This is a genomic window from Pseudomonas sp. MWU15-20650 (genome assembly GCF_023242475.1).
Lineage (GTDB): Bacteria > Pseudomonadota > Gammaproteobacteria > Pseudomonadales > Pseudomonadaceae > Aquipseudomonas.
In genome coordinates this window covers 311,562-325,274 of the sequence record NZ_JALJFG010000001.1, presented here as the reverse complement: position 1 = coordinate 325,274, position 13,713 = coordinate 311,562, and the positions used below count along the sequence as shown (strand labels likewise).

General features: G+C 60.7%; 13 protein-coding genes and 1 pseudogene. 12 read left to right on the top strand and 2 right to left on the bottom strand.

Annotated elements, in window-relative coordinates; translation table 11 throughout:
- The first annotated feature begins 5 nt into the window (after window positions 1–5).
- The 5 genes from gmk (at window position 6) to M5B43_RS01415 (ending at window position 4,443) form a co-directional block, all read left to right on the top strand.
- Entirely contained in the window at window positions 6–626 is a 621-nt protein-coding gene (gmk, locus tag M5B43_RS01435; protein WP_248748459.1) for a guanylate kinase, read from the top strand.
- A gap of 167 nt (window positions 627–793) precedes the next feature.
- Window positions 794–1,057 carry a DNA-directed RNA polymerase subunit omega gene (rpoZ, locus tag M5B43_RS01430; protein WP_248748458.1) on the top strand — a complete coding sequence of 88 codons (264 nt, stop codon included), beginning with the start codon at window positions 794–796 and terminating at the stop codon, window positions 1,055–1,057.
- Between the two features lie 60 nt (window positions 1,058–1,117).
- On the top strand, window positions 1,118–3,223 hold the full coding sequence (gene spoT / locus M5B43_RS01425; protein ID WP_017735756.1) for a bifunctional GTP diphosphokinase/guanosine-3',5'-bis pyrophosphate 3'-pyrophosphohydrolase: 2,106 nt from the start codon (window positions 1,118–1,120) through the stop codon (window positions 3,221–3,223).
- 39 nt (window positions 3,224–3,262) lie between these two features.
- Window positions 3,263–3,643, top strand: coding sequence for a RidA family protein (locus tag M5B43_RS01420; protein WP_003176922.1), 381 nt, complete (start codon window positions 3,263–3,265; stop codon window positions 3,641–3,643).
- Window positions 3,644–3,699: 56 nt separating this feature from the next.
- The gene (locus M5B43_RS01415; RefSeq protein ID WP_248748457.1) at window positions 3,700–4,443 is read left to right on the top strand and encodes a hypothetical protein; all 744 of its coding nucleotides are present in this window, start codon (window positions 3,700–3,702) and stop codon (window positions 4,441–4,443) included.
- 99 nt (window positions 4,444–4,542) lie between these two features.
- On the opposite strand, the gene M5B43_RS01410 is transcribed toward M5B43_RS01415, so the two are convergent.
- On the bottom strand, window positions 4,543–5,400 hold the full coding sequence (locus tag M5B43_RS01410) for an SDR family oxidoreductase (RefSeq protein ID WP_248748456.1): 858 nt from the start codon (window positions 5,398–5,400) through the stop codon (window positions 4,543–4,545).
- Between the two features lie 187 nt (window positions 5,401–5,587).
- Between M5B43_RS01410 and exbB the strand changes: the two genes are divergently transcribed.
- The 6 genes from exbB to M5B43_RS01380 all read left to right on the top strand — a co-directional run bounded on the left by exbB (window position 5,588) and on the right by M5B43_RS01380 (window position 12,401).
- Window positions 5,588–6,604 (top strand): tonB-system energizer ExbB, encoded by a 1,017-nt coding sequence (exbB, locus tag M5B43_RS01405; RefSeq protein WP_248748455.1) that lies wholly within the window; start codon window positions 5,588–5,590, stop codon window positions 6,602–6,604.
- A gap of 6 nt (window positions 6,605–6,610) precedes the next feature.
- Window positions 6,611–7,036 (top strand): TonB system transport protein ExbD, encoded by a 426-nt coding sequence (gene exbD, locus M5B43_RS01400; protein WP_017526806.1) that lies wholly within the window; start codon window positions 6,611–6,613, stop codon window positions 7,034–7,036.
- A complete protein-coding gene (locus tag M5B43_RS01395; RefSeq protein ID WP_248748454.1) occupies window positions 7,033–7,776 on the top strand; it encodes an energy transducer TonB in 744 nt (247 codons plus the stop codon). The genes exbD and M5B43_RS01395 overlap by 4 nt, the downstream gene beginning before the upstream one ends.
- Before the next feature lie 142 nt (window positions 7,777–7,918).
- Window positions 7,919–8,839 (top strand): hydrogen peroxide-inducible genes activator, encoded by a 921-nt coding sequence (locus M5B43_RS01390; RefSeq protein WP_248748453.1) that lies wholly within the window; start codon window positions 7,919–7,921, stop codon window positions 8,837–8,839.
- Between the two features lie 8 nt (window positions 8,840–8,847).
- Entirely contained in the window at window positions 8,848–10,923 is a 2,076-nt protein-coding gene (gene recG, locus M5B43_RS01385) for an ATP-dependent DNA helicase RecG (RefSeq protein WP_248748452.1), read from the top strand.
- 77 nt (window positions 10,924–11,000) lie between these two features.
- On the top strand, window positions 11,001–12,401 hold the full coding sequence (locus M5B43_RS01380; protein ID WP_248748451.1) for an aminoacyl-tRNA deacylase and HDOD domain-containing protein: 1,401 nt from the start codon (window positions 11,001–11,003) through the stop codon (window positions 12,399–12,401).
- An 11-nt stretch (window positions 12,402–12,412) separates the two neighbouring features.
- Here M5B43_RS01380 and M5B43_RS01375 read toward each other — a convergent pair whose 3' ends face one another.
- Window positions 12,413–13,270: a hypothetical protein gene (locus tag M5B43_RS01375; protein WP_248748450.1), complete on the bottom strand. Its 858-nt coding sequence runs from the start codon at window positions 13,268–13,270 to the stop codon at window positions 12,413–12,415.
- Window positions 13,271–13,377: 107 nt separating this feature from the next.
- Here M5B43_RS01375 and M5B43_RS01370 point away from each other — a divergent pair.
- A pseudogene (locus M5B43_RS01370) lies at window positions 13,378–13,602 on the top strand (histidine kinase); the annotation flags it as partial.
- Window positions 13,603–13,713: the final 111 nt, after the last annotated feature.

Here is a 13,713-nt window from a genome sequence, read left to right as displayed (position 1 = left end):
CCTCCATGACCCACAGCACCGGCACCCTTTACATCATTTCCGCCCCATCGGGCGCGGGCAAGAGCAGCTTGGTCAAGGCACTGACCGACGCCGACGAGCAGATCCGCATTTCGGTTTCCCACACCACCCGCGCCATGCGCCCGGGTGAGGTGAACGGCGTGCATTATCACTTCGTCGAGCGCACCGAGTTCGTCAAGATGATCGAACACGGTGATTTCCTGGAACGCGCCGAAGTCTTTGGCAACCTCTATGGCACCTCCCAAAGTCATTTGCAGCAGACCCTGGACGAAGGCCACGACCTGATCCTGGAGATCGACTGGCAGGGCGCCGAACAAGTGCGCCAGCTGATGCCCAAGGCGCGTTCGATCTTCATCCTGCCACCCTCGCTTGAAGCCTTGCATCAGCGCCTGACCAACCGTGGCCAGGACAGCGACGAAATCATCGCAGGCCGCATGCGTGAAGCCGTCAGTGAAATGAGCCACTACGTCGACTACGACTACCTGATCATCAATGACGATTTTGCCCACGCCCTGGATGATCTGAAGGCGATTTTCCGCACCAATCAACTCCAGCAAAAACGTCAACAGCAGCGTTTCGGCAAATTACTCGCCGAACTGCTCGGCTGATTAGCCCTTCCCAAAACTGCTGCAAGGGCTTTACATTGGCACTTGTAGCGGTTTTGCGAGGGTCTGCGAAAAATCAGCGCTTCCCTAAACGCTGGTGATTTTTTAAACTGCTCAGTCCGCTCGCCCAACCGGGCAGCGCGCATCTTGCATTCGCTCCGAGGAATACCATGGCCCGCGTAACCGTTGAAGACTGCCTAGAACACGTGGATAACCGCTTTGAGCTGGTCATGCTCTCTACCAAGCGTGCCCGTCAATTGGCCACTGGCGGCAAAGAGCCGCTGCTCAATTGGGAAAATGACAAGCCTACCGTGATGGCCCTGCGCGAAATCGCCGCCGGCGTGATGAGCTACGATTACATCGCCAGCGCCGAAATCGTTGAAGACGAGCCGCTGTTTGCAGCGTTCGAAGGCGAGCCCAACGAGGACGTCTAAGCCTATGCCTGGTCGACGTAGCACGGCGCAGGGTCACAGCCTTCGGCAGGAGTTCACACTTTGCCGAGCATAGACGCCCTCGCCGATCGCTTATCGACCTACCTCGGCCCAGACCAGGTCAACCTGGTCCGCCGAGCGTACTTCTACGCCGAGCAAGCCCACGACGGCCAACGCCGCCGCAGCGGTGAAGCGTACGTCACCCACCCTCTTGCGGTGGCGAATATCCTGGCCGACATGCACATGGACCATCAGAGCCTGATGGCCGCGATGCTGCATGACGTGATCGAAGACACCGGCATCGCCAAGGAAGCGCTCAGTGCGCAGTTTGGCGAAACCGTGGCCGAGCTGGTCGATGGGGTCAGCAAACTGACCCAGATGAACTTCGAGACCAAGGCCGAAGCCCAGGCGGAAAACTTCCAGAAGATGGCCATGGCCATGGCCCGGGACATCCGCGTGATCCTGGTCAAGCTGGCCGACCGGTTGCACAACATGCGTACGCTGGAAGTGCTGTCCGGCGAAAAGCGCCGGCGCATCGCCAAGGAAACCCTGGAAATCTACGCGCCTATCGCCAATCGGCTGGGCATGCACGCCATTCGTATCGAATTCGAAGACCTCGGCTTCAAGGCCATGCACCCGATGCGTTCGGCGCGTATCTACCAGGCGGTCAAGCGCGCCCGTGGCAACCGCAAGGAAATCGTCAACAAGATCGAAGAATCCCTGAGCCATTGCCTGGCGATCGACGAGATCGAGGGCGAGGTCAGCGGCCGGCAGAAACACATCTACGGCATCTACAAGAAGATGCGTGGCAAGCGTCGGGCCTTCAACGAGATCATGGACGTGTATGCGTTCCGGATCATCGTCGACAAGGTCGACACCTGCTACCGCGTACTGGGCGCTGTACACAATTTGTACAAACCCCTGCCAGGTCGCTTCAAGGACTACATCGCCATTCCCAAGGCCAACGGCTATCAGTCGCTGCATACCACGCTGTTCGGTATGCATGGCGTGCCGATCGAGATCCAGATCCGCACCCGCGAAATGGAAGAGATGGCCAACAACGGCATCGCCGCCCATTGGCTGTACAAGTCCAGCGGCGACGAGCAGCCCAAAGGCACCCATGCCCGCGCCCGCCAGTGGGTCAAGGGCGTGCTGGAAATGCAGCAACGTGCCGGCAACTCCCTGGAATTTATCGAAAGCGTGAAGATCGACCTGTTCCCGGACGAGGTCTACGTGTTCACGCCCAAGGGCCGGATCATGGAGCTGCCCAAAGGCTCCACGGCGGTCGACTTCGCCTACGCGGTGCACACCGACGTCGGCAACAGCTGCATTGCCTGCCGGATCAACCGCCGCCTGGCCCCGCTGTCGGAACCGCTGCAAAGCGGCTCTACCGTGGAGATCGTCAGCGCACCGGGCGCACGCCCGAATCCGGCATGGCTCAATTTTGTGGTCACCGGCAAGGCCCGCACGCACATTCGCCACGCCTTGAAACTGCAACGTCGTTCCGAGTCCATCAGCCTCGGCGAACGCCTGCTGAACAAGGTACTCAACGGCTTCGACAGCGCCCTGGACAAGATCCCCGCCGAACGCGTGCAGGCGATGCTCCACGAATACCGCCAGGAAACCATCGAAGACCTGCTGGAAGATATCGGCCTGGGCAACCGCATGGCCTATGTAGTCGCCCGCCGGCTGCTGGGCGAAGGCGAACAGCTGCCGAGCCCGGAAGGCCCGCTGGCGATTCGCGGCACCGAGGGCCTGGTGCTCAGCTACGCCAAGTGCTGTACGCCGATACCGGGCGACCCGATTGTCGGTCATTTGTCCGCCGGCAAAGGCATGGTGGTGCACCTGGACAACTGTCGCAATATCACCGAAATCCGCCACAACCCGGAAAAATGCATCCAGCTCTCGTGGGCCAAGGATGTCACCGGCGAATTCAATGTCGAGTTGCGGGTCGAGCTGGAACACCAACGCGGCCTGATCGCCCTGCTCGCCAGCAGCGTCAACGCCGCCGACGGCAATATCGAGAAAATCAGCATGGACGAACGCGATGGTCGCATCAGCGTGGTCCAACTGGTGGTCAGCGTGCACGACCGCGTGCACTTGGCTCGCGTGATCAAGAAACTACGCGCCCTGACTGGGGTCATCCGCATCACCCGTATGCGTGCGTAGCCCTTCCAATAAGTCATCATCTCTTACAAGGAGTCATAAATGACCAAGACTGTTATCACCAGCGATAAAGCCCCTGCCGCCATCGGCACTTACTCCCAGGCGATCAAGGCGGGCAACACCGTCTACATGTCCGGCCAGATCCCGCTGGACCCAAAGACCATGGAACTGGTTGAAGGCTTCGAAGCCCAGACCGTACAGGTCTTCGAAAACCTCAAATCCGTGGCCGAGGCCGCAGGCGGTTCGTTCAAGGACATCGTCAAGCTGAACATCTTCCTTACCGACCTCAGCCACTTCGCCAAGGTCAACGAGATCATGGGCAAGTACTTCGAACAACCGTACCCAGCCCGCGCCGCCATCGGCGTTGCCGCCCTGCCAAAGGGCGCACAGGTTGAGATGGACGCCATTCTGGTCATCGAGTAAAACACCCGGCGCAGCTTAAACAGGCTGCGCCGACTTCGTTTTAGAAGGATTTCGTAATGCGCAAAGCGCTTGTAGCCTCTTCGTTGCTCGCCTTGTTGCTGGGCGGCTGTGCCAGCAACCCCGCCGACCTGGATGTGAGCGGTACCTGGGTCAACCAGGCCGCCATCGACGCGGCAGCCAAAGGCGGCCCTTTGCGTGAAGCCCTGCAGAGCTTTGGCCCGAACCTCGAATGGGAGATCAACACCAAGGCATCGCAGGCGCGCTACTACAACGGCTTTGAAGTCGCCGAAGGCAAGTTGCTCGGGGAAAAATCCGGCGCCTGGAGCGTCGACTTCTATGGCAGTTCCGCCACCGAACTCAAACGCAAAGGCAAACAATTGCTGCAGGTGGCCAACGACAATGAGCCAGAGCAACTGTTCGCCCGCGCCAAAGACCCGGCCCCGGAAGGCGCACCCCTGGGTGCCAACTTCGAACGGGCGCTGTATGCAGCCTACATGGGCGGCGATTGGAAGATCACCGACGGTAATGGTGATGGCGCCACGGTCCAGTTCCAGGCCAACGGCAAAGTAGCCGGCCTGCCTGGCGTTGATCAGTATTCGTTATGCCTGGCGGGCGATTGCGCGTCCATGAGCGGCGGTTACGACAGCATCTGGCTGCAACTGAACGGCAAGGGCAACCCGTGGATCTTTGCGCGCAAGGGCAAGCAACTGGAGATATACCAGGCCGTGAACACCGCACACGTTGACGAAGTGCCTTCGTTTACACCCGGGCCACGGCAGTGGCTACTGGAAAAGCAGTGACACACAACAAAGGAACCCACGGGCCAATGCCAGTCAGCTAAGCGCTAGAACGAGCAACCGCTCGCCACAGTGATAGTGTTCCTTCTTAACTGACTGGCATTAGCCCTTACCTTCGAGAATCGCCGCATACCCTTCGCGATAACTCGGGTAGGTCGGCGCCCAACCCAACGCCTCGGCGCGCGCATTACTGCATCGTTTGCTGCCGGCGCGGCGCACACTGGCGTCATCAGCCCATTCGGTCACACCCAAGTAGTCGCGCAACCAGCCGACCACATCCGCCAATGGCGCCGGAGCGTCGTCTACGCCGATGTAAATCTTGTCCAAGGCGCCGCCCTGCTCCACATGCCGCAACAAAAAGGCCAGCAAACCTGCGGCGTCCTCCGCGTGAATGCGGTTGCCATATAAAGGCGGATCAATCGCCACGCGATAACCTTGGCGCACCTGGGTCAACAACCATTCACGACCTGGCCCGTAAATCCCGGTCAGCCGCACAATGCTCGCAGGAATGCCACTGTTGAGGGCCACTTGCTCGGCTTCAAGCATCACTTGGCCGGAATAGCCTTTCGCCTGGGTGTCGCAGGTTTCGTCGACCCACTCGCCATCCTGTTGCCCATACACACTACTGCTGGACACAAACAACAGGTGCTTCGGTGCCTGGCCATAGTCGTTCAGCCACTCCAGCACATACTGCAACCCCTGCACATAAGCGGCGCGATAGCCGGCTTCGTCGTGTTCAGTGGCAGCGGCGCAATACACCAGGTAATCCACCCCGCCGATGGGCCAAGTGTCAGGGCAGTCTTTTTTGAACAGGTCGCCGGCAATACCGATCACTCCGGCGGGCAAGCGCGAGATGTCGCGGCGCAGGCCATGAACCTCCCATTTCGAGGCCAGCAATTGGCTGGCCAGCCGACTACCCACATCGCCACAACCGGCAATCACAACAGAAGGCGCAGACATCACAAAACTCCATTCTCAAAGGCGCAGATTAGCCGCCGAAGATGACCAGCGACCAGCAAAACGACAAATTAAGTAACTGTATTACTTTTGTTAACAAGAATTACTTGCAATAATAACCGCCCATTTGTCCTCGACCCAAAGGGTCTGGAAGGACGACCACCCATTTTTCTCCTCAGGTCCGGCCAGCATGACACGTAATACAACCCCCGCTTCGCCAACCAAGCTTCACAGCCCATCCCGCGCCTGGCGTGCGATTGCTGCGATGCTGTTCAGCGTAATGCTGGCGCCGACCGCCGCATTCGCCGATGCCACCGCCCCTGCTGCTGCCCCAACCGACGCGGCACACACGCCCGCCGCACAGGTGGAGCAAATGCCTGTGCCCAAGAATCCGGACGGCACGGTAGACACCTCCAAGCTGCCGCCAGAACTCAAGGACGCGGTTGACCGTCTCAACGCCTTGGGTGAACAGGCACAGGCCGAACAGGACAACAGCCTGGGCATGTCTCACGACCTGTCGCCATGGGGCATGTACCAGAACGCTGACATCGTCGTAAAAGCGGTGATGATCGGCCTGGCTATCGCCTCGATCATTACCTGGACCATCTGGATCGCCAAAGGCTTCGAGCTGCTGGGCGCCAAGCGTCGGCTGCGCACTGAAATCCTGCACCTGAAAAAAGCCACCACCCTCAAGGAAGCCAGCGACACCGCGACCCAGAAGGGCACCCTGGCCAACCTGCTGGTACACGACGCCCTGGAAGAAATGCGCCTGTCGGCCAACACCCGCGAAAAGGAAGGCATCAAGGAACGCGTCAGCTTCCGCCTGGAGCGCTTGGTGGCCGCCTGCGGTCGCAACATGAGCAGCGGCACCGGCGTACTGGCGACCATCGGTTCCACCGCACCCTTCGTCGGCCTGTTCGGCACCGTATGGGGCATCATGAACAGCTTCATCGGTATCGCCAAAACCCAGACCACCAACCTCGCCGTCGTTGCCCCCGGCATCGCTGAAGCCCTGCTGGCAACAGCCCTGGGCCTGGTTGCGGCGATTCCTGCGGTGGTGATCTACAACGTCTTCGCTCGTTCGATTGCCGGCTACAAGGCCCAGGTATCGGACGCGTCGGCAGAAGTCCTGCTGCTGGTCAGCCGCGACCTCGATCACCAGCCTACCGAGCGCAGCTCGCAACCGCACATGGTGAAAGTGGGGTAATCGGCCATGGGCCTGCATTTGAATCAAGGCGACGACGAGCTCGTCGAGAACCACGAAATCAACGTCACACCGTTTATCGATGTGATGCTGGTGCTGCTGATCATCTTCATGGTCGCGGCACCGCTGGCCACCGTGGACATCAAGGTTGATCTGCCCGCGTCCAGCGCCAAGCCGGCACCGCGGCCGGAGAAACCAATCTTCCTTAGCGTCAAGGCAGACCAACGCCTGTTCCTGGGCGAAGAAGAGGTCAAGACTGAAACCTTGGGGCCGGTGCTCGACGCCAAGACCCAGGGCAAGAAAGACACGACGATCTTCTTCCAGGCCGATAAGGGCGTGGACTACGGCGACTTGATGAGCGTGATGGATGCCCTGCGGGCAGCCGGCTACCTCAAGGTGGGCCTGGTCGGACTTGAGACGGCAGCCAAGAAATGAACACGACGCGCCACAAACTGACGCGTTATGGCACCAGCCTCGCCGTCGTGCTGGGCGTGCATGCCGTCGCGATCATCATCGCGCTCAAATGGTCCGCACCGCAGGCGATCCAGCTGCCACCGGCCGCCATGGTCATCGACCTGGCGCCGATGCCCGCACCGCCACCTCCGGCACCGCCCAAGGTGGTTGCGCAGCCGCCTGCCCCGGTAGAAGAACTGCCCTTGCCGAAACTGGCCGAGGCGCCCAAGCCGACGATCCAGGTACCCAAGCCGGTCAAGCCCAAGCCCAAGCCGCAACCGCCCAAGCCGGTGGAGAAAAAGCCCGAGCCACCCAAGGAGAAACCGTCCGAGGAGCCCCCGAGCGAAACCCCACCGACCAACACGCCTGCGCAAAAATCGGCCCAGCCCGTTCCCGGCCCATCAGCACAGCAGGTTGCGGCCCAGGCCTCCTGGCAGAGCACCCTGTTGGCGCACCTGCAGAAGTACAAGACATACCCCAAATCCGCGCAGCAGCGTGGCAAGGAAGGTATGAACCGCTTGCGCTTCGTGGTCGATGCCGAAGGCAACGTACTGTCGTATGAGTTGGAGGGTCGCTCCGGCAACGCCGATCTGGACCGAGCCACCCTGGACATGATCCGCAAGGCCCAGCCACTGCCCAAGCCACCGGCTGACCTGTTGAAAAACGGCAGCGTCGAACTGGTCGCACCGTTCGTTTACAACATCGATAAGCGCCGTCGGTAAGGGTGGAGGTGGCGAGGGGTAAGCCTCGTCACCTTCAGCAAAATCTCACGCATCCCCCGCTCAATCCCTGGCAAAGTTCTGATAACGTGCGTCTATCGATTGCAGCCGGTATGCTTGGCTAGCAACCTCATGGACGCCCGCTATGACTCTTACAGAATTACGCTACATCGTGACCCTCGCCCAAGAGCAGCATTTCGGCCACGCGGCCGAGCGTTGCCACGTCAGCCAGCCGACGCTGTCGGTGGGTGTCAAAAAGCTTGAAGACGAACTCGGTGTGCTGATTTTCGAGCGCAGCAAGAGCGCCGTGCGCCTCACCCCGGTGGGCGAAGGCATCGTTGCCCAGGCCCAGAAGGTGCTGGAACAGGCCCAAAGCATTCGCGAACTGGCCCAGGCCGGCAAGAACCAACTGACGGCACCGCTGAAAGTCGGCGCCATCTACACGGTCGGCCCCTACCTGTTCCCGCACCTGATCCCGCAACTGCACCGCGTTGCACCGCAGATGCCGCTGTATATCGAAGAGAACTTCACCCACGTGCTGCGCGACAAACTGCGCAACGGCGAGCTGGACGCGATCATCATCGCCCTGCCGTTCAACGAAGCCGACGTGCTGACCCTGCCGCTCTACGACGAGCCGTTCTACGTGTTGATGCCGGCCTCCCACCCGTGGACGCAGAAAGAAACCATCGATGCCGCCTTGCTCAACGACAAGAGCCTGCTGCTGCTCGGCGAAGGCCACTGCTTCCGCGACCAGGTACTGGAAGCCTGCCCGACCCTGACCAAGGGTAATGACGGCGCCAAGCACACCACCGTGGAATCCAGCTCCCTGGAAACCATTCGCCATATGGTCGCCTCCGGCCTGGGCATCTCGATCCTGCCGCTGTCGGCAGTGGACAGCCATCACTACGCCGCTGGCGTAATCGAAGTGCGCCCACTCACGCCGCCAGTGCCGTTCCGCACCGTGGCAATCGCCTGGCGCGCCAGCTTCCCACGGCCAAAAGCGATTGAGATCCTCGCCGACTCGATCCGCCTGTGCTCCGTGGCCAAGCCCCCTGCCGCGAGCTAAGTAGCCGTATGACTGAGCTGTCGCAGGTGTCGGTGACCGCACTCAAAGGTGTCGGTGAAGCCATGGCCGAAAAGTTGGCCAAGGTCGGCCTGGAAAACCTCCAGGACGTGCTGTTCCACCTGCCCCTGCGCTATCAGGACCGCACGCGCGTGGTGCCCATCGGCCACTTGCGCCCCGGGCAGGATGCGGTGGTCGAGGGCACCGTCAGCGGTGCCGATGTGGTGATGGGCAAGCGCCGCAGCCTGGTGGTGCGTTTGCAGGACGGCACCGGTGGCCTGAGCCTGCGCTTCTACCATTTCAGCAATGCACAGAAGGAGGGCCTCAAGCGCGGCACCCGTGTGCGCTGTTACGGTGAAGCACGGCCTGGCGCGTCGGGCCTGGAAATCTACCACCCGGAGTACCGCGCCATTACCGGCGACGAGCCGCCTCCGGTGGATACCACCCTCACGCCGATCTACCCGCTGACCGAAGGGCTGACCCAACAACGCCTGCGCCAGTTGTGCATGCAGACCTTGACGATGCTAGGCCCCAAAAGCCTGCCCGACTGGCTGCCTGCGGAGCTGGCCCGCGACTATCAACTGGCGCCGCTGGACGATGCGATTCGCTACCTGCATCACCCACCTGCCGACGCCGATGTCGATGAACTCGCCCTGGGTCATCACTGGGCCCAGCACCGCCTGGCCTTCGAAGAATTGCTGACGCACCAACTGTCCCAGCAACGCCTGCGCGAGAGCATGCGCTCCCTGCGTGCACCGGCGATGCCCAAGGCCACACGCCTGCCCGCGCAATACCTGGCCAATCTCGGCTTTGCCCCTACCGGCGCCCAGCAACGTGTGGGCAATGAAATCGCCTACGACTTGAGCCAGCAGGAGCCCATGCTGCGGCTGATCCAGGGTGACGTAGGCGCGGGCAAGACCGTGGTCGCTGCACTCGCTGCCTTGCAAGCGCTGGAAGCCGGCTACCAAGTGGCACTGATGGCGCCGACCGAGATCCTGGCCGAACAGCACTTCATCACCTTCAAACGCTGGCTCGAGCCCCTGGGCCTGGAAGTCGCCTGGCTGGCGGGCAAGCTCAAGGGCAAGAACCGCGCGGCGGCCCTGGAACAAATCGCCGGCGGCGCACCGATGGTGGTGGGCACCCATGCGTTGTTCCAGGACGAAGTACAGTTCAAGAACCTGGCCCTGGTGATCATCGACGAACAACACCGCTTCGGCGTGCAACAACGCCTGGCCCTGCGCCAGAAAGGCGTGGGCGGGCGCATGAACCCGCACCAATTGATCATGACCGCCACGCCAATCCCCCGCACCCTGGCCATGAGTGCCTATGCCGACCTGGACACCTCGATCCTCGACGAACTGCCACCTGGTCGAACCCCGGTCAACACCGTGCTGGTCACCGACACGCGGCGCGTCGAAGTGATCGAGCGCGTACGTGGCGCCTGCGCCGAAGGCCGCCAGGCTTACTGGGTGTGTACGCTGATTGAAGAGTCCGAAGAGCTGACCTGCCAGGCCGCCGAGACCACCTATGAAGACCTCACCAGCGCCTTGGGCGAGCTCAAGGTCGGGCTGATCCACGGCCGCATGAAACCTGCGGAAAAAGCTGCCGTGATGGCCGAGTTCAAGGCCGGCAACCTGCAATTGCTGGTGGCGACCACGGTGATTGAAGTCGGCGTGGACGTGCCCAACGCCAGCCTGATGATCATCGAAAACCCCGAGCGCCTGGGCCTGGCCCAACTGCACCAATTGCGTGGCCGTGTCGGCCGGGGCAGCGCCGCCAGCCACTGCGTGCTGCTGTATCACCCGCCACTCTCACAGATCGGTCGCCAACGCCTGGGCATCATGCGCGAAACCAACGACGGGTTTGTCATCGCCGAAAAAGACCTCGAGTTGCGCGGCCCCGGCGAAATGCTCGGCACGCGCCAGACCGGCCTGCTGCAATTCAAGGTCGCGGACCTGATGCGCGACGCCGACCTGCTGCCCGCTGTACGCGATGCAGCGCAAGCGCTGTTGGAGCGCTGGCCGGAGCATGTCAGCCCATTGCTGGAGCGCTGGCTGCGGCATGGGCAGCAATACGGCCAAGTGTGACGCCTGACTCACTTATACGACCAACATATGTATCAAGCTGGTTATACTTCGGTGACTGTACGAAATTGGATCAGGCCATGTCAGAAGTTGCCCTCGCCACAGCCCCACTGACCGCCCCGCCGGTCATTCGGGCGCTGCTCGCAAAGCTCGCCATCCCCTACGTGGAAGTGGCCGAACACGCTGGCCTGAATCCCGCACGAAAGGTTCAGGCGGTGCTGCTGGAAGATGCCGTGGGCGCACTCATGGTACTGTTCCCCCAGAGCCAATTGCTCGACCTCAACCGCCTCGCTGAACTCACCGGTCGGCGCCTGATAGCCGTTGCACCTGAGCGCGTCGAGCGCATGCTGGGCAAGCATGAGCTGAGCCTGCTGCCGGGCCTGCCGGCCCTGACCAGTTCGCCATGCCTGTACGAAGGCAGCCTGCTCGATGAGCCCAGCCTGCTGGTGCATTCGGGTGAAGCCGGGCTGCTGCTGGAGATTGCCAGCGACGCCTTCAAGACCATGCTCACCAAGGCCAGCGCCGGTCACTTCGGCGAGCCCCTGAGCAACATTCGCCCCAACCTCGACCGCCCCAATGATGACCGCGAGGAAATCACCCAGGCCATGCAGGCGTTCACCGCCCGCCGTATCCAGCAACGCCTGGAAGCGACCATCGAAATTCCGCCGCTGGCCGACACCGCACAGAAGATCATCAAGCTGCGCGTCGACCCCAACGCCACCATTGATGACATCACCGGCGTAGTGGAAACCGACCCGGCGCTGGCCGCCCAGGTGGTGAGCTGGGCCGCGTCGCCCTACTACGCCTCGCCGGGCAAGATTCGTTCAGTGGAAGACGCCATCGTGCGCGTACTGGGCTTTGACCTGGTGATCAACCTGGCGCTGGGCCTGGCACTGGGCAAAACCCTGAGCCTGCCCAAGGACCGCCCGCACCAGTCCACGCCATACTGGCACCAGTCGATCTACACCGCCGCAGTGATCGAGGGCCTGACCCGTGCCATGCCCCGCGCCCAGCGCCCGGAAGCTGGCCTCACCTACCTCGCAGGTTTGTTGCACAACTTCGGCTACCTGCTGCTGGCCCATGTATTCCCGCCACACTTCTCGCTGATCTGCCGTCACCTGGAGGTCAACCCGCACCTGTGTCACAGCTATGTCGAGCAGCATCTGCTGGGCATCAGTCGCGAACAGATCGGCGCCTGGCTGATGCGCTACTGGGACATGCCGGACGAACTGTCCACTGCCCTGCGCTTCCAGCATGACCCCACGTATGACGGGCAATACGCCGAGTACCCGAACCTAGTGTGCCTGGCGGTGCGCCTGTTGCGCAGCCGGGGGATCGGCTCCGGGCCGGATGAATCCATTCCGAACGCGTTGCTGGAGCGCCTGGGCTTGAGCCGCGAGAAGGCCGAGGATGTGGTGGGTAAAGTGCTGGATGCCGAGGTGCTGCTGCGCGAATTGGCTTCTCAGTTTAGCCAAGGATAAATACAGCACTTCTATTCTTGATAGAGGGCATCCTTGGATTCGATTTTCAAATACCCCTTGAACTCGAACCCCTGCTTATCCTCTTTCAGAAAATGTTCCAGCGTTCTTACCGAAGTACCTTGTGCATCCACTTTCAATGCCCCGGTAAGTTCAATGCCCATATTTTTTGCGGCTGCCTGATACGCCGCGAGTACAAAATGAGAGCAAAAGGAGCCTTTGGACGGAAACCGAGGCCGATTTTCAAAAGCCTGACTCGCATATTGGGCACTCGCGGCTTTGGCGGCAGTTTTGAAGCCTGAGTTTCTCACTATGCTCAATATTGTGTGAGGTTTTGAATAAGGAATCCCTCCTTCAACACTCCACACTTGTCCGACTTGTGCAGCCCAGTCCCCCAGGTTCTTATCTTTAGGAGAGTACACTTTGTAAAGCCCCTGTCGAACGGCGCTCGATGAGGATGAGCGCTTGGTTCCACCTCGCATTTCGACTATTTCCGACTCACCCGCGCCATTCACATCAAGCTTGGCGGCGTTATTTGGCCTTTTAGACCACATCACCGCGTGTACCAATTCGCAATCGCCGTTATTACGACGTAATGGTGATAGCGCGGGTAAGCGCTGGCCCAACTTGATTAATTGATGAGTCAGATTGGTGTTCTGCGGCTGATCCACCAAGAGCAGAATATCTCCTGCTGACAAATCAGTTTTGTCGAGCCTCTCATTGAAGACAGCTTCTGGAGGCCGCAGTCCCTCGGTCCTCAGCGTTGTTCTATAGGTGCCCTGGCTATTTTCCAACTCGCCTACGCGGTTCAACGGCTCCTGCGACGCCACCCAAGTGCTATACGAAGGTTTAACTGGGCTATCAATCTTCATAACACCACCGGGCTGATCAGTTTCCAGTAGGTGGTATGTGTTTATAAAAAGTTCCAAGGCCCGAGATCAGTAGCCAAGTAAAAGCCAATCGCCAAGCACCCCGCTAACTGTCCAGCGCCCTGCGCTTCCAGCATGACCCGACCTATGACGGGCAATACGCCGAGTATCCGAACCTGGTGGGTTTGGCAGTGCGCTTGTTGCGCAGCCGGGGGATTGACTCCGGGCCGGATGAGACGATTCCGGATGCGTTGCTGGAGCGTTTGGGGTTGAGCCGTGAAAAGGCTAAAGACGTGGTCGGCAAGGTGCTGGATGCCGACACAGTTGTTGGCTGATCAAGTACTCACTGTCTCAGGACAGGTAAGCCCGTGAGATGACGGACTGACCCCTTTTGCGAGCAAGCCACTTCCCACATTTAACCGAGCTCCAGCTATGGAATGCATTCC